Genomic DNA, 15,426 nt, shown 5'->3' with positions numbered 1-15,426 from the left:
CCGCACCCTGGCAGTTGGCTTCGCCTTCGCTGCACTCGCAGTGACTTGCGCGTGCACGCCGTTCTAGTGCACGCCCCATCCGAATACGCGCGAGGTCAGTAGCACCAGGCCGAGCGAGACGGTCGCCACGACGACCAGTCCGATCACCGCCACCAGAAGTGGCCGCCAGCCCGTGCGGGCAAGTTCGCGGAAGTTGGTGTTGAGCCCCACCCCGGCAAAGGTCAGCAGGAACGCCCATTTGGAGACATTGGCGAGGTTGGCGGTCTGGCCCTTGCTCAGCCAGCCGGCCGTCACGATGGCCGACACCGCGAGGAATCCGAGCACGAACTTGGGGAACTTGTCCCAGATGAACGCGGCCTTGGCCTTGAGTCCGGGGGCGAGCTCGTCGGCCTCGCCGCGCGCGGCCCAGTACAGCGCGAAGCCGAGCACCACGAATCCGATGAGCGCGTTGCGCACCGACTTGACCAGAACCGCGATCTTGCCTGCCTCGTCGGAGAACAGGTAGCCGGTCGCGGTGGTCTCCGCGGTGTTGTCCACGGCCAGGCCGGCCCAGAGCCCGAATTCGTGATCGGTGAGCCCAATCAGGTGGCCCAGCGGCGGCAGCGTGAAGAGGGCGACCGCGCCCAGCGCCAGGATGGCCGTGATGGCGTACGCGACATCGGAGTTGCGGGCCCGGATAGCGCCCTTGGACGCGACGATCGCCGACACACCGCAGACGGACGTGCCGATGGCCAGCAGCGAGCCGAGCTTGCCGGAGAGTCCGAAGAACCGGGCCGCCGCGATGATGATCGCCCCGGCAACCGCCATGTCGATGAGGATCTGCACCAGGCTGGTCGCGCCGAGTTTGGCGATGTCGCCGAGCACGAAACGTGAACCGAGCGCGACGATTCCGATCTTCAGCCAGAAGTCGTAGGTCTGCACACCAGGCTTGAAGATGCGATGCACACCGACGGTATTGGTGATCACCAGGCCGATCACGATCGCCCACAACACGAATTCGATGTCGGGCACGGTCCAGTGCTCGCGCTTGGCAATCGCGAGCCACCAGATCTCGGCGTACTTGCCGAGCAATCCGACCGCGATGAGCAGGAGCACGCCCGGCACATAGGCCAGTACGTTCTTGGTGGGGAACGTCTCCTCGGAGCGTTCCTCGTCGGACTCGACGGACACTGTGCTCATCGCGTCACCACGGAATCTTGGGGAGCACGTTGGCGACCGCGAGCACGGTGATGACGCCCGCCACGATCGTGGCCCACCAGTCGGTGCCGAGGCGGCCGACGGTACCGGTCCACGACCCCGATGGCGCGGTCGCGGTGGGATTTTCGGAACTTGGTTCGGGCCCGGGCTGGGTCACGACGCTCTCCTTTTAGAGAAATGACTGCGAGCGATGCTCGACCCTCTGACACGGGACGACAAGACATCCGATCGCGGTGATTCCGACCGCACGTCGGCGTCTTGGATTCACGTCGATCCGATACCTGTCCCCTGGTTCGAATGCTCGCCACGATGATGCCGACCCCCACCACAAGAGGAACTCACGATGGCAACCCGCCGCCGCCACGCGCTGTTGAACGCGACGCCGCGTCCGCTCCTCGAGGACTGGACCTGGCAGCAGCGCGGCAGTTGCCGAAACATGCCGACAGAACTGTTCTTTCCGGAGGACGGGGCCCGGCGACACCGCAGCGCCACCGAACAACGCGCGAAACGCATCTGCCGAGACTGCCCGGTGGTGACCGAGTGCCGTGAGCATGCCTTCGCGATCGGAGAACCCTTCGGAATCTGGGGCGCGACGACTGCACTGGAGCGGGCCCGTTCGGCCGCTACGCTCGGTGACGGTGCTTCGACCGCGGTGTAAGAGGCTGAGCGAGGCTCGGCAAGTACGCAAATTGGCAGGACGCAGCGGATCAATTGCCGTGGTCGTGCACAATCGTCATGTGTCGCCCGTCCGCCCCGGGCGTTAGCTGACCATTGGAGTCGTGATGGCCGACATCACCATGCTGATACTGAACGACCACGCCTGGTTCCGGGAGCAGTTCGCTCGGCTCGACTACCTCCAGGCCCGGGAGTCGACCGGAAGCGATGCGCTCGAACGTGTTTGGCGTCCCCTCGCCGACAAATTGGACGTGCACGCATACATCGAGGAGAAGATCTTCTATCCGCAACTTCTCCAACGCGGAGCCGACGACCCAGAGGGCGAGACGCTCGATGCGATAGGCGATCACAACGACATCCGGGACGGAGTTCGAGATGCCAACGCCGCAGCGATCGGCACCGACGAGTGGTGGGCGGCGGTCGGTCGGGCCCGGGTAGCCAATGACGACCACATGGGTGAAGAGGAACGCGAGGGCCTTGCCGACTTTCGTCGCCACGCGCCCATCGGCCTGCGTGAGGCACTCGGTGCCCAGTACGGCGAGTTCATGGCCGAACACCCCACGACCATGGGCCTGGCGATAGTTGATCGCGATCCCCAGGCTTACGTCGACGAGACGGAAGCCGAGGCCAGCCAGCGGCCGAAGGACAGTTCCCTCGGGATTGGCAGCCTCAAGGGTCAGTGAGCCCCGAGTCGCTTTGGCGGGCAACGTACGGGCCGAACTAGCCGGTGGCGGATGACGGAACCGCGAATGCCAACAGCGTCAGGGCCAAAAGCGCCCAGCCCGCACCGTGCCAAATCGGCCAGGTGCGTTGAGCAAGCCAATCGCGGTAGGTCTTCACGAAGGCGCCGAGTGCACCCAGGAAGAGCGTTCCCGGCGTCGCGAATGCCCAGGCCAACTGGCCACGCGCGAACGTCACCTGCGCGGTGAAGACGACCGCTGCGACCACGACGACGATGCTCACATAGGCGACGGCTGCCCGCAGCGCCCCCGGGTCGTGCCAGCGCTTCTCGACATCGTTGGTAAACACCTCTGATGGTTTCCCGTTCGTCCGCGTACTCAACCGCTCGGCTGACTGGCCTCCGAGGTTTCGGAAACCGATCCTGCGAGATTGCTGAAAACGTTGTCGAAAAACCCTAGCGGCCGCCGAATTTGGGCAGAATTGGCTCCATGACCACGGGGTCCACCTCGAGTCCGCAGCGCGCCCACCACGACATCGAGCGAGCGATAGCCGGCCTGTCTTCGGAGATCGACCACATCATCACCACCGCGCGTCCCGTGCGCCAGCTTGCATGGCGCGACCCAGACCGACAGCTGGCGGCGTACGCGCTCGACGACATGATCCATCTACTGACTGAGATCAAGGTTCGACTGCGCGCGCCCTCAGAGTGCTCGTAGGCCGCTCAGCGTCCTTTCCAATAGGTCACGTCGTTCGGCGATGGTCATCGAGTCACCGAGGGGGGCGCGCACCCGCAAGTAACCCTGTGTCACCAGGTCGTCGACCAGGAACCGCGTCGCACCGAGCGGCAAGGACAGCCCGGCGGCGAGCTCTGCGACCGTGGTGCTGTGCACGCACGACGTCAGGATTTGGCCCCGCACATCATTTCGCGGCCAGCGCGGCGGCTTGGCCGTGGTGTTCAGCGCTTCGACCGGAGCCTCGAGTGCCAGTTCGACACCGGAGTCGATACGGCCTTCCGTCAGCGTGTACGGCCGGACCAGGCTCGGCTCGTCGGCGGCTTCCGGTGCTGTGAACCAGTCGCCGGTCAGCTCGTCTGTGCCCTCCGACTGCTGCGGCACCTTGTGGTTCTCCAAGAACCACAAGGTCTGGTCGGCGTGGACCGATGCGCGCACCTCGCTGGAGACGACCTTGAGCACGGTGCGGTCGGTGTCGATGACGAATGTGGTCCGCCTGACCGGCAGCATCCGGCCCAGCAGGCCACGGCGCCGAGTGTGCCGGCCACGCCAGGCCGCCTCACGCGCCGCAACGGATCTACGCAGCTTGGCGAGCCTGCCTCGGCGCACCCCGAACATCTCGGACACCACGCCGTCCGCGTCGGAGAGCAGCGGATAGTCGAACGAGCGCTGTTGGGCGAAGTGGGCCTGCCTGTCGACGGTGTCGGTGCTGATGCCGACCCGTTGGGCGCCCACCCTGGCGAATTCGTTGCTCAGATCCCGAAAGTGACAAGCCTGGGCGGTGCAGATCGGCGAGGACGCCATGGGGAAGAAGAACAGCACCACCGGCCCTTCGGAAAGGAGCGCCGACAGTGTCCGAGGCCGACCGGTGTGGTCATACAGAGCGAAGTTAGGCGCCTTGTCGCCCACGATCATCGGCAAAGAGTAACGCGGGGAAGCTTTGCGTAATGAGCACACGCGTCAGATTAGAGTTACTAATGGAGCTTCAGAATCATTAGCTGTACTCAATCCACCCGGTTACCTAGCGTCGACGCCATGAGCTCGCCCCTGATCGTCGGATTCCTGGCATCCTTCGCGTTGATCGCCGCAATCGGCGCCCAGAACGCGTTCGTGCTGCGCCAGGGGATCCGCCGCGAGCACGTGTTGCCCGTCGTAGCGATGTGCACGCTCTCCGACATCGTGTTGATTTCGGCAGGAATCGCAGGCGTCGGCGCACTCATCGCCGCGCATCCCGGGGCGCTGAACGTCGCGAAGTTCGGCGGCGCGACGTTCCTGGTCGGCTACGGGCTGATCGCCGCAAAGCGCGCGTGGCGGCCGGCGACCTTGAGCCCGGCTGACGCCACCCCTGCCCGGCTCGCCGAAGTACTGGTGACGTGTGCTGCGCTGACGTTCCTCAACCCACACGTCTACCTGGACACCGTGGTCCTGCTCGGCGCGCTTGCCAACGAGCACAGCGACGGCCGCTGGCTGTTCGGCGTCGGGGCGGTGACTGCCAGCGCGGTGTGGTTCACCGGTCTTGGCGTCGGCGCACGCCGGCTCGCCGGACTGTTCGCCACCCCGCGGACCTGGCGCATCCTCGACGCACTGATCGCCGTCACGATGGTTGCGTTGGGTGCATCGCTGGCAGTGTCCTGACAATCCATTGCGCCATTGCGTCGGCCGACGAACTCGCCGAAGATCACCACGTGAGCATTGCGCTGCCCGCCGACTGGTCCGACACGCTCGGCGCCGAGCTGGCCGACCTCTATCGCGACCTGCACGCCAATCCTGAGCTGTCCTTCGCCGAACACCGCACCGCCAAGAAGGTGCAGGAAGCGCTCGCACCCCTGGTACCACTCGGCCTCGAAATCACCGACGGCGTCGGCGGTACCGGGGTCGTTGCCTTGCTGCGCAACGGTTCTGGACCCGTCGTCATGCTGCGAGCGGACTTCGACGCGCTCCCGGTGGAAGAGCGCACCGGCCTGCCGTACGCCAGCACCGTCCATGCCACCGACGCCGACGGCACCGACGTCCCGGTCATGCACGCCTGCGGTCACGACATGCACGCCACGGCACTGGTGGGTGCACTGCGCCTGCTCGACGCGCTCAGGGCCACCTGGTCGGGCACCGTGATGGCGGTGTTCCAGCCCGCCGAGGAATTGGGCGCCGGCGCGCAGGCGATGATCGACGACGGCCTGTTCGAACGCTTCGGCCGGCCCGACGTCGTGCTCGGTCAACACGTTGGTCCGCTGCCCGCGGGGACGATCGGGTACAAGACCGGAGTCGTGATGGCCGCCGCAGACTCACTGAAGGTGCGGCTGTTCGGACGGGGTGGGCACGGCTCGCAGCCGGCCGCGACCATCGACCCCGTGGTCATGGCATCCAACGTCGTACAACGGCTGCAAACGATTGTCTCCCGGGAGCTTTCACCGTTCGATCCGGCGGTGGTGACCGTCGGTTACCTGCGCGCCGGGACCAAGGACAACATCATCCCCGACGACGCCGAACTCGGCATCAACGTCCGCACCTTCACCGAGGAGGTGCGGACGACCACCCTGTCGGCGATCACACGGATCGTCAACGCGGAGTCCGTTGCGTCCGGTGCCGACAAAGCACCCACGGTGAGCACCATGCACAGCTTCCCCGTGACGACCGTCGACGACGCGGTCATGCAGGACGTGGCCGCCGTCTTCCGTTCGCACTTCGGTGACGCCCACGTGCTCGAATCGCAGCAGCCGGTCGCCGCGAGCGAGGACGTTGGCTTCTTCGGCAGCACCCTCGGCGTACCGACCGCCTTCTGGTTCTGGGGCGGCTACGACGACGACCGGATCCAGCAAGCCGTCGCAACGTCGAAGCCGTTGCCCACCAACCACTCTCCCGAGTTCGCTCCAGCGCTCGAGCCGACGCTGACCACCGGCGTGGAGGCACTGACGCTGGCCGCGCTGTCCCGGCTCGGAACGCTAGCCGGCGGCTGACGTTCGCCCTCCCGACGCCGAATGTTCAGGTGCGCCCGCCGTCCACCCGTGCGCGGCTGGGTCAGGATTGAGTGGTGGACTTTTCGCTGCTCGACATCCCACGGGAGACGCCGCCTGAAGACGCCGACGCCTACCTCCGCACGGCCGTGGCATGGCACTTCGGCGCTGACACCGGCTCGTCGTTCTGGTTGCGCGCCGCGAAGGACCTCGACTTCGACCCGCTCACCGACATTCGGACGTATTCGGACCTGAGTCGGTTCCCGAACCTGGTCGACGAATTACGAAGCGTCCCAGTCGAAGAACTCGTCCCCCGCGGCTACGGCACCCCGGCGCCGGTTCCCCGGATCTACGAGTCAGGCGGCACGACGGGCGCCCCCAAGCGCACCGTGCAGCTCCCCGACTGGGTCGAGCAGGTGACGCGCTGGCAGGTCGAGGACTTCACCGCGGGCGGCTTCGTGTCGGGTCGGGGCCTGCTGTGCCTGATGCCGAGCGGGCCCCACGGCGTCGGGCACTTCGATCGGGAGGTCGCCGAACGGCTGGGCGCGACGTTCCACGCCATCGACCTCGACCCGCGGTGGGTCAAGAAGCTCGCCGCCCGCCAGGACGCGCGAGCGACCGCGGAAGTCGCGGCCTACGTCGATCACGTCGTCGACCAAGCCCGGTTCATCCTCGAAACACAGTCCGTGGCCAATCTGCACGCCACCCCGCCCCTGTTGGAAGCGCTCGCGCGCGACGACGCACTGGTCGACCTGGTCAACGAGAAGATCCGGTACGTGCTGCTCAGCGGCGCACACGTGGACCTCGACACCTACGACGTGCTGCGGGACGTGTTTCCGGAAGCGGCCATCGCGACCGTCTTCGGAAGCACGATGATCCTGTCGCAGGCCGCCACCCGGATCGCCGACGACGGCGTGGCAGTCTTCGACCCCAGGTCCCCGTACGTGGCGTTCTGGGTCGTCGATCCCGACACCGGAGCGCAGGTGCCATACGGCGAGCGCGGCCAGGTGGTCATGAACCACGTCAGCAAGGGCATGTTCATTCCGAACAACCTCGAGCGCGACACCGCGGTCCGTGTCCGCGGGCCCGAAGGTAGCGTCGGCGATTCGGTCACCGAGGTCGCGCCCGTCGCGGTGTTCGGCGGCGAGCGGGTCATCGAGGGCGTGTACTAGCCGTGGCGAGCGATCTGGTACGAATCGACGCGCTCGGTCCGGGCGGCGAATATCGTACGCGCAAGCCCGAACTCGTCTTCGACACTGCAGGCACGCCCGTTGCGGAGTTGAGCGTGGTGCCGCGGTTGTTCGTGACCAGGGCGTTGGCCGCGCAGCGCAAGGTTCGCCCACTGCCCGCGGCCCAGCGCGTTGCGGCGTTGGACAAAGCCGCCGAACTCTTCCGCACCGCGACCATTGCGGGGCTCGACTTCGACACGTATGTCGAACTCACCCAACGTGTTTCAGGATTGCCGCGGAGTGTGGCGCGAGCGGGCGCGCACGTGGTGGCCGACTCGCTGGCCACCACCCTGGACGCGGTTGAACCTGCCCGACCAGCGGGTACGGTCGCCGACTGGCGCGACTCACCGGCGGCAGGCGGCGCGGTATGGGCCCGCCGCGGCGAAGTGCTGGCAGTGCACGCGCCGGGCAACGCGCCAGGTGTACACGGGCTGTGGCCGCAGGCGCTGGCCCTCGGGTACCGGGTTGCCGTCCGCCCGTCCCGGCGCGAGCCCTTCACCGCACACCGCCTGGTACATGCGCTGCGCCAAGCGGGCTTTCGCAATGAAGATGCCACGTATCTGCCCACGGACTACGAAGGGGCGGACGAAATCATCAGGGCGGCTGATCTTTCCCTCGTCTACGGCGGTCAAGACGTCGCGGATCGCTACGCCGCAGACCAGACGGTGCTGGTGAACGGTCCCGGCCGGACCAAGATAATCGTTACCGCCGAACAGGATTGGCGCGACTATCTCGACGAGCTGGTCGACTCGATCTCGAACCTTGGCGGCATGGCCTGCGTCAACGCGACCGCAGTGTTGTACGAGGGCGATCCGACCCAACTCGCCGACGCCATCGCCGTGCGATTGGCGGCGCTGCCACCCGACACCCTGCCCACCGCACCCGTGGCCGACGCCCGTGCGCTCGCCGATCACCTGGCTGCCAAGGCGGCGGGCACCGTCGCCGTGCTTGGTGCCGACCAGGTGGTCGCCGACCGTGGGGACGGAAGGGCCGCGCTGCGCCCGGCCGTGCACCGACTCACCACGCTGGACATCGACACCATCAACACCGAACTGCCGTTTCCGTGCGTCTGGGTGGCACCGTGGACCCGCGCTGATGGAATTCCGCCGCTGCGAAACTCGCTGGTCGTCAATGCGATAACCCGCGACGAAGACTTGATCGACGCGTTGGTCGACGAACCCAGCGTGGTCAACCTCTACGTCGGCCGTCAGGTCACGCACCACGGGGCGGCTCAGCTCCCCCACGAGGGCTTCCTCGCCGACTTCCTGATGCGCAACAAGGCCTTCATCCCGTGGCCACCTCGGGGTCGGCTCTGAGTCGAACGCGACCTGTGCAATGGCGGCATGCCTGACTCTGACACCACCCTCGAGGACACCGCCACCACCGAGCACGAACCGACCATCACCGAGGAAGTCCGCGAGGAGCCGGTCGAGGTGACCGCAGAAGTGGTTCGCTCCGACGACGCGGACGACGTCGAGGATCGACCGGTCCGCGGCCTTGCCATCCGCCACGTGCTGGAACGCCAGCTCGTCGTGGGCAATGCACTCGGCGTGCAACTCGTCGATGCAGCCACCGACGTCTCGGCCGCCGTCGCACATACACCGGCGTCGGTGGTCGACGAGATCCGCGGCGGCGCAACGCTACCCACCGCACTGGCCAACACGGGAACGTCGTTGCGCGGCGTCGTCAACGACGTCGGCGGCCGCGTCAGGACCGCCGTCGGCGGATACGTCGGCGCTCAGGCCGCGCTGCCGAACGCCGTCGTCGTCGGAACGGCCGACGTCGCCGAGTCGCTCGTACGGGCCCAGGGCACCGTCACCGCATCCGCACTCAACGCCGCGTTCACGATTGCCTCGACGGCGACTCAGGGTGGCGACGTGCGGGAGGTCTTCGGCCGGGAACGCGTCGAGGTCGGCGCAGCGGTGGACGCCGCTCGCCAGCGGGTTGGGGAATCGGTGAGCCGGGCCCGCGAGGAGCTTCGGACAGCTACCAAGCACGACGGGTAGCCGTTTCTCCGGGCCCCAAGCCTGGTTAGGGATTACGCTCGGGCCGTGCCAGCAAGGTGGTCCCGCCGCAACTTTCTCATCCTCACCGCCGGCGCCGCCGCCGTCGCGGCAGGCTGTAGCTCCCAGAAACCCGGGGCGATCGCCAGCGACGGCTCGGTCACCGTCAAGCACGTCTTCGGGGAGACCAAGATTCCCGGTCCCCCCAAGCGGGTGGTGAGCGCCGGGTTCACCGGGCAGGACGACCTGCTGGCGCTCGGCGTGGTGCCCGTCGCCGTCACCGAGTGGTTCGGCAACGAACCCTTCGCGGTGTGGCCTTGGGCGCAGGCGAAACTCGGTGGCGCGACGCCCGCCGTACTCAACCTCTACGAGGGCATCCAGGTGGACCAGATCGCCGCCCTGAAGCCCGATCTCATCGTCGCCACCAACGCCGGCCTGGACGCCGATACCTACGCGAAGCTCTCGGCCATCGCGCCGACCGTCGCGCAGTCCGGTCAGGACGCGTTCTTCGAGCCGTGGAAGGACCAGGCCAACACCATCGGCCAGGCCGTCTTCAAGCACGACGACATGGACAAGCTCGTCGCCGCGGTCGACGACGGATTCACCCAAGCGGGCAAGAACAACGCCTCGTTCAACGGCAAGAAGATCGTCGTAGTGAGCGCAACGTTCTTTCAGGACAAGGCCGACGTGACCCCGCCCGGTTGGCGGACCGAATTCTTGACGCAGATGGGTTTCGCCATCCCCGACAGCATCAACGAGTTCGTCAAGGAAGGCCGTGCGCAGATACCGCGGGACAAGCTGGCTTCCGTCCTCGACGCCGCCGACGTGGTCGTCTGGACGACCGAGCACGACCAGGAGCAGGCCGCCCTGGTCGCCGATCCGATGTTCGTCGGGCTGAAGTCGACGAAGACGAACCGGAACGTCTTCACCGGCAAGGACCTCACGGGCGCCATCGCGTTCTCATCGGTACTCTCCTATCCCGTGGTCGCCAATCAGTTGCCGCCCATGATCGCCAAGGTGCTGGCCTAACACTGCGGGTGGCAAGATGTCCCGGTGACAACCGACGGCGTGGAAGAACCCGACAAGCGGACAGCGTTTGCTCAGGTTGGCTCGACTTACTATCCGATCCTCGTCGCGGTGTTCACGGCGTTGGTCATCATCTCCAATGTCACGGCCACGAAGGGCGTCGCATTCGGGCCGATCATCACCGACGGGGGCTTCATCGTCTTCCCGTTGACCTACGTCATCGGCGACGTGCTCTCCGAGGTGTACGGCTTCAAGGCCGCTCGCCGCGCGATCATCCTCGGCTTCTCGATGAACGTGCTGGCTGCGCTCGCGTTCTGGGTCACGATCTACCTCCCGGCCGCCGACTTCTACGAGAATCAGGTGCACTTCGAGAACGTCGTGCACGCGTACACCCAGTTGATCGTGGCCGGGCTGGCCGGCTTCATCGTCGGCCAGACCATCAACGCCTGGGTTGTCGTCGCCATCAAGGAACGCACCAAGGAGAAGCACCTCTGGGCGCGGCTGGTCGGTTCCACGTTTGCCGGCCAGCTCGGTGACACGCTGGTGTTCTGCACGATCGCGGCGAGCGCCATCGGCATCACCACGTTTCACGATCTCGCCGTCTACACCGCACTCGGCTGGTTCTACAAGACCGCTGTCGAGGTGGTCATGCTGCCGATCACCTATCGCGTCATCGGCTACATCAAGCGCCGCGAGCCCACCTACGAGTTGGCCGCCTGAGCCATTGCTAAGGCTCTTCTGGCGGCCTTCTAAAGCTTGGTGTAAACGTAGCTACTCGCGGGTAGCTTGGAAGCATGGCAGTCACCGGGGATGTGATGGACGCTAAGTCTTCCGGGGCGTCGCTCGGCACCGTCCATGACTATGGGGACCAGGCGCTGCTGCTCGAATTGAGCGGCACCGCCGAGGTATTGGCGTGGACCGATACATTGCGGGCCGCCGACCTGCTCGGTGTGCTCGACATCGTGCCTGCCTCGCGCACGGTGCTGGTGAAGCTGGCCGGGCCGCGCTATCGGGAACCGACCAGACAGCGCCTCGCCAAGCTGCGCGTCGAGGCGCTGGAGGTCGACGGTGCAACCGCCCCGCTGGGCCACGAACCCGACGTCGTCATCGACGTGAGCTACGACGGCGCCGACCTCGCGGAAGTGGCCCGGCTCTCCAAGCTCACGGTCGCCGAGGTCGTCGCCGCCCACACCGCTACCCCACTACGCGTCGGATTCGGCGGATTCGCACCGGGTTTCGCGTACCTCGTCGGTGGCGACCCACGGCTGCACGTACCGCGGCGGGCCGAGCCGCGGACCAGGGTGCCCGCCGGTTCGGTCGGGCTCGCTGGCGAGTTCAGCGGCGTCTATCCCAGGGAATCACCTGGCGGCTGGCAGCTGATCGGCCACACCGACGCCGTGCTGTGGGACGTCAACCGCGACAAACCCGCCCTGCTGACCCCCGGCATGTGGGTCCAGTTCCGCGCGCTCGGTTAGGAGGCCCCGATGAGCGCCACGTTGGAGATTCTCAAGACCGGGCCGCTCGCGATCGTCGAAGACCTCGGCCGACCGGGCCTGTCCCACCTGGGCGTGTCAAGATCCGGAGCCGCGGACCGGCGCTCGCACACCCTGGCCAACCGACTGGTCGCCAACCCGAACGAGCACGCCACCATCGAGGTGACGTTCGGCGGCTTCTCGGCCCGGGTACGCGGCGACGATGTCGCGATCGCCGTCACCGGTGCCGACACCGATCCATCGGTGAACGGTATTCCCTTCGGCACCAACAGCATTCACTACGCACGCGACGGCGAGGTGATCTCGTTCGGGGCGCCGCACACCGGGCTCCGCAGCTACCTGGCGGTGCGCGGCGGCATCGACGTCGCGCCCGTGCTCGGTTCGCGCAGCTATGACGTCATGTCTGCGCTCGGGCCGCGGCCGCTCCAACCGGGCGACGTGCTTGCCGTCGGGCCGCACACCGTGGACTTCCCCGAGCTCGAGCAGGCTCCGGTGGCCGCCATCGCCGACGTCGGGTTGGAACTGACGGTGGTGCCCGGGCCTCGGGACGACTGGTTCGCCGAACCGGACGCCCTGGTGCACACCGACTGGATCGCATCGGATCGCAGCGACCGGGTCGGAGTGCGGCTCGCAGGCCCGGCGCTCCGGCCCCGCTGGCCCGATCGGCAGCTGCCAAGCGAGGGCGCGACTCGAGGTGCAATTCAGGTGCCGCCCAACGGATTACCCGTGATCCTCGGTCCGGACCACCCGGTGACCGGTGGGTACCCCGTGATCGGCGTGGTGACCGACGGCGACATCGACAAGGTCGCGCAGCTGCGGCCCGGTCAGCACGTCCGGTTCCACTGGTCACGTCCGCGCCGACACTGGTAGAACGAAGGGGTGCATACCGCACGCCTTGTTCATACCTCCGATCTCGACACCGAGATGCGCGAGGGCGCCCGAAGCATGGTCATCGAGGCGTTCGGCGGCCCCGATGGCGAATTCAGCGACGCCGACTGGGAACACGCACTCGGCGGCATGCACGCGATGATCTGCGTGCATGGCGTGCTCATCGCGCACGGGGCCGTCGTGCAACGCAGGCTGATCCACAAGGGCGTCGCGTTGCGGTGCGGCTATCTCGAAGCCGTCGCCGTGCGGGAGGACTGGCGTGGCCAGGGCCTCGGCATGGCCATCATGGACGCCGCCGAGCAAGTGCTGCGGGGCGGGTACCAACTGGGGGCGCTCTGCTCGTCGGAGGCGGGCAGGCCAATGTACGTCGCGCGAGGTTGGCAGCCGTGGCAAGGGCAGTCGGCGGTGTTGAGCCCCACCGGGGTCACGCCCACCCCGGACGACGACGGATCGTTGTTCGTCATGCCGATCAGCGTGGAGCTCGACACCACGGCCGAGCTCACCTGCGACTGGCGCCCCGGCGACGTGTGGTGAGCACACCCGCTCCTGACCTCACACCCCAGCAGCGACGCGGGTGAGCGGAATGTGACGGTCGAGTCATCAAGATTCTGCGAAAACACCTAGGAGCAATGACCAGGTAACCGCTCGGAAACATGCAATGCATTCACTTGGTGCCATGGGTCAGCCTGATTGGGCGCCACTCACCGGATTCCGGGTGGCAGTGACCTCGGCACGACGAGCCGAGGAGTTGAGCGCGTTGCTGTGCCGCCGCGGCGCCTCGGTGACCAGCGCCGCAGCGATCACGATGGTGCCGCTGCCCGACGACGACGAACTTCGAGCCAACACCGAAGCGCTCATCGCACAGCCGCCCGACGTCGTCGTCGCCACCACCGGCATCGGGTTGCGCGGCTGGATCGCGGCGGCCGACGGGTGGGGCATCGCCACCCAGTTGACCAGTGCACTAGCCGCCGCACGCATCGTCTCCCGCGGACCCAAGGCCACCGGGGCATTGCGGGCGGCCGGACTGCCCGAGGAGTGGTCACCGGACTCCGAGTCGTCCCGCGAGGTCCTTCACTACCTGCTCGATGGCGGTATCGCCGGGTTGCGGATCGCCGTGCAGTTGCACGGCGCCACCGACGACTGGGATCCGTTTCCGGAGTTCCTCGACGAGCTGCGCGCGGCGGGCGCCGAGGTAGTGCCCATCCGCGTGTACCGCTGGCGCCCAGCCCCCAGGGACGGCGGGTTCGATCAGCTGGTCATGGGCATCGCCGAGCGCAAGTTCGACGCGGTCAGCTTCACCTCCGCGCCCGCGGTCGCCGCCACGCTGATGCGCGCAGTCGAACTCGGCGTCGAGGACAAGGTGTTGTCGGCGCTTCGCACCGAGGTCCACGCCATGTGCGTCGGCCCCGTCACGGCGCGTCCACTGGTACGGCTTGGCGTGCCGACATCGGCGCCCGAGCGGATGCGGCTCGGCGCGCTGGCCCGTCACATCACCGACGAACTACCGCTGTTGAAGGCCCGCACGGTCAAGGTGGCCGGTCATCTGCTCGAGATCCGAGGTACCTGCGTGCTGGTCGACGGAGTCGTCAAGGAACTGTCGCCCGCCGGGATGGCGACGATCCGGGTGCTGGCGCAGAGCCCTGGCACCGTGGTGTCGCGCAACGACCTGCTCAATGCGCTACCTGGCAGCAGCTCCGACACCCACGCTGTCGAGACGGCGGTGTTGCGGTTGCGAACTGCCTTGGGCGACAAGCACATCGTGTCGACCGTGGTGAAGCGCGGATACCGGCTCACGGTCGACGACGCCTACCCAGTTGGCGTCGCGTGATCCCCATCCTGGTCGCCCACGGGACCCGCAAGGCCCATGGCGTCGAGATGATCGGAGAGCTTGCCGACCGGGTGAGCACAGCGCTGGGCCGCCGGGTCCGGACCGCCTTCGTCGATGTCCTCGGCCCGACGCCTGCCGACGTACTGCAGACGTTGCCCGACGACGGTCCGACCGTGCTGGTCCCGGCCTTCCTCTCCAGTGGCTACCACGTGCGCACCGACATCCCCCGCCACGTCACGGCCAGCGGGCATCCCAACACGGTGGTGACCGCGGCACTGGGTCCGGCGCAAGAGACGGTGCGTGTGGTCGTTGACCGATTGCTCGAATCGGGTTGGCGGCCTTCCGATTCCGTGGTGATGGCGGCCGCGGGTACTTCTGATCCCTGCGCCCAACGCGACCTGCGCATCACTGCGGCCCTGCTGTCGGCGGCAGTGGGGCAGCGCGTCGAACTGGCCTACGCCGCGACGGGCGAGCCCAGCGTCGCATCGGCGGTGGCCAGGCTGCGCACCCGTGGCGCACGCCGCGTCGCCGTTGCGTCGTATCTGTTGGCGGACGGGCTCTTTCAAGACCGGCTGCGGGCGTCGGGGGCCGACGTGGTGGCTGAGCCGCTCGGCACTCACCCCGGGGTCGTCCGCCTCGTCGCTTCCCGGTTCCGGCGCGCGGTGTTGCCGGTCGCCGCCTGAGCCAAAGCGGTCAGCTCGGGGTTTCACGAGGCGCAGAATAT

The 15,426-nt window shown here is 67.2% G+C and carries 19 protein-coding genes and 1 pseudogene; 15 read left to right on the top strand and 5 right to left on the bottom strand.

What is annotated here, in order from left to right:
- Nucleotides 1-63: 63 nt before the first annotated feature.
- Both SLQ30_RS06260 and SLQ30_RS06255 read right to left on the bottom strand, forming a co-directional pair.
- Nucleotides 64-1,179: a YeiH family protein gene (locus SLQ30_RS06260; protein WP_319447433.1), complete on the bottom strand. Its 1,116-nt coding sequence runs from the start codon at nt 1,177-1,179 to the stop codon at nt 64-66.
- A gap of 4 nt (nt 1,180-1,183) precedes the next feature.
- On the bottom strand, nt 1,184-1,354 hold the full coding sequence (locus SLQ30_RS06255) for a hypothetical protein (RefSeq protein ID WP_319447434.1): 171 nt from the start codon (nt 1,352-1,354) through the stop codon (nt 1,184-1,186).
- 186 nt (nt 1,355-1,540) lie between these two features.
- On the opposite strand from SLQ30_RS06255, the gene SLQ30_RS06250 reads away from it, so the two are divergent.
- Both SLQ30_RS06250 and SLQ30_RS06245 read left to right on the top strand, forming a co-directional pair.
- Nucleotides 1,541-1,855 (top strand): WhiB family transcriptional regulator, encoded by a 315-nt coding sequence (locus SLQ30_RS06250; protein WP_319447435.1) that lies wholly within the window; start codon nt 1,541-1,543, stop codon nt 1,853-1,855.
- 124 nt (nt 1,856-1,979) lie between these two features.
- Nucleotides 1,980-2,555, top strand: a complete 576-nt coding sequence (locus SLQ30_RS06245; RefSeq protein WP_319447436.1) for a hemerythrin domain-containing protein — start codon at nt 1,980-1,982, stop codon at nt 2,553-2,555.
- Between the two features lie 37 nt (nt 2,556-2,592).
- On the opposite strand, the gene SLQ30_RS06240 is transcribed toward SLQ30_RS06245, so the two are convergent.
- Nucleotides 2,593-2,901, bottom strand: coding sequence for a hypothetical protein (locus SLQ30_RS06240; RefSeq protein ID WP_319447437.1), 309 nt, complete (start codon nt 2,899-2,901; stop codon nt 2,593-2,595).
- Nucleotides 2,902-3,041: 140 nt separating this feature from the next.
- Between SLQ30_RS06240 and SLQ30_RS06235 the strand changes: the two genes are divergently transcribed.
- Nucleotides 3,042-3,269 (top strand): hypothetical protein, encoded by a 228-nt coding sequence (locus tag SLQ30_RS06235; RefSeq protein WP_319447438.1) that lies wholly within the window; start codon nt 3,042-3,044, stop codon nt 3,267-3,269.
- On the opposite strand, the gene SLQ30_RS06230 is transcribed toward SLQ30_RS06235, so the two are convergent.
- Nucleotides 3,255-3,668: a DUF742 domain-containing protein gene (locus tag SLQ30_RS06230; protein WP_319447667.1), complete on the bottom strand. Its 414-nt coding sequence runs from the start codon at nt 3,666-3,668 to the stop codon at nt 3,255-3,257. The genes SLQ30_RS06235 and SLQ30_RS06230 overlap by 15 nt on opposite strands.
- A pseudogene (locus tag SLQ30_RS06225) lies at nt 3,669-4,199 on the bottom strand (peroxiredoxin); the annotation flags it as partial. It abuts the gene before it with no gap.
- A gap of 120 nt (nt 4,200-4,319) precedes the next feature.
- Here SLQ30_RS06225 and lysE point away from each other — a divergent pair.
- The 12 genes from lysE (at nt 4,320) to SLQ30_RS06165 (ending at nt 15,385) form a co-directional block, all read left to right on the top strand.
- Nucleotides 4,320-4,919: an L-lysine exporter gene (gene lysE, locus SLQ30_RS06220; protein ID WP_319447439.1), complete on the top strand. Its 600-nt coding sequence runs from the start codon at nt 4,320-4,322 to the stop codon at nt 4,917-4,919.
- Nucleotides 4,920-4,969: 50 nt separating this feature from the next.
- Entirely contained in the window at nt 4,970-6,238 is a 1,269-nt protein-coding gene (locus SLQ30_RS06215; RefSeq protein ID WP_319447440.1) for a M20 family metallopeptidase, read from the top strand.
- Nucleotides 6,239-6,312: 74 nt separating this feature from the next.
- A complete protein-coding gene (locus tag SLQ30_RS06210; RefSeq protein ID WP_319458309.1) occupies nt 6,313-7,407 on the top strand; it encodes an AMP-binding protein in 1,095 nt (364 codons plus the stop codon).
- Between the two features lie 14 nt (nt 7,408-7,421).
- Nucleotides 7,422-8,780, top strand: coding sequence for an aldehyde dehydrogenase family protein (locus tag SLQ30_RS06205; RefSeq protein WP_319447668.1), 1,359 nt, complete (start codon nt 7,422-7,424; stop codon nt 8,778-8,780).
- 27 nt (nt 8,781-8,807) lie between these two features.
- Entirely contained in the window at nt 8,808-9,470 is a 663-nt protein-coding gene (locus SLQ30_RS06200; RefSeq protein ID WP_319447442.1) for a hypothetical protein, read from the top strand.
- 45 nt (nt 9,471-9,515) lie between these two features.
- Nucleotides 9,516-10,496: an ABC transporter substrate-binding protein gene (locus SLQ30_RS06195; RefSeq protein WP_319447443.1), complete on the top strand. Its 981-nt coding sequence runs from the start codon at nt 9,516-9,518 to the stop codon at nt 10,494-10,496.
- Between the two features lie 24 nt (nt 10,497-10,520).
- Nucleotides 10,521-11,213 (top strand): queuosine precursor transporter, encoded by a 693-nt coding sequence (locus SLQ30_RS06190; RefSeq protein WP_319447444.1) that lies wholly within the window; start codon nt 10,521-10,523, stop codon nt 11,211-11,213.
- Between the two features lie 74 nt (nt 11,214-11,287).
- The gene (locus SLQ30_RS06185; RefSeq protein ID WP_319447445.1) at nt 11,288-11,968 is read left to right on the top strand and encodes an allophanate hydrolase subunit 1; all 681 of its coding nucleotides are present in this window, start codon (nt 11,288-11,290) and stop codon (nt 11,966-11,968) included.
- A 9-nt stretch (nt 11,969-11,977) separates the two neighbouring features.
- Complete coding sequence (locus tag SLQ30_RS06180; protein WP_319447446.1) at nt 11,978-12,856, top strand: 5-oxoprolinase/urea amidolyase family protein; 879 nt, start codon at nt 11,978-11,980, stop codon at nt 12,854-12,856.
- A 54-nt stretch (nt 12,857-12,910) separates the two neighbouring features.
- Nucleotides 12,911-13,408: a GNAT family N-acetyltransferase gene (locus SLQ30_RS06175; protein WP_319447669.1), complete on the top strand. Its 498-nt coding sequence runs from the start codon at nt 12,911-12,913 to the stop codon at nt 13,406-13,408.
- A 142-nt stretch (nt 13,409-13,550) separates the two neighbouring features.
- Complete coding sequence (locus SLQ30_RS06170; RefSeq protein WP_319447447.1) at nt 13,551-14,702, top strand: uroporphyrinogen-III synthase; 1,152 nt, start codon at nt 13,551-13,553, stop codon at nt 14,700-14,702.
- Entirely contained in the window at nt 14,699-15,385 is a 687-nt protein-coding gene (locus SLQ30_RS06165) for a sirohydrochlorin chelatase (RefSeq protein ID WP_319447448.1), read from the top strand. Before SLQ30_RS06170 ends, SLQ30_RS06165 begins: the two co-directional genes overlap by 4 nt.
- Nucleotides 15,386-15,426: the final 41 nt, after the last annotated feature.

The sequence above is a fragment of the Mycobacterium sp. RTGN4 genome (assembly GCF_033804635.1).
Classification (GTDB): domain Bacteria; phylum Actinomycetota; class Actinomycetes; order Mycobacteriales; family Mycobacteriaceae; genus Mycobacterium.
Note: the sequence above shows the minus strand (reverse complement) of the source record. Positions and strands in the feature narration are given on the sequence as shown.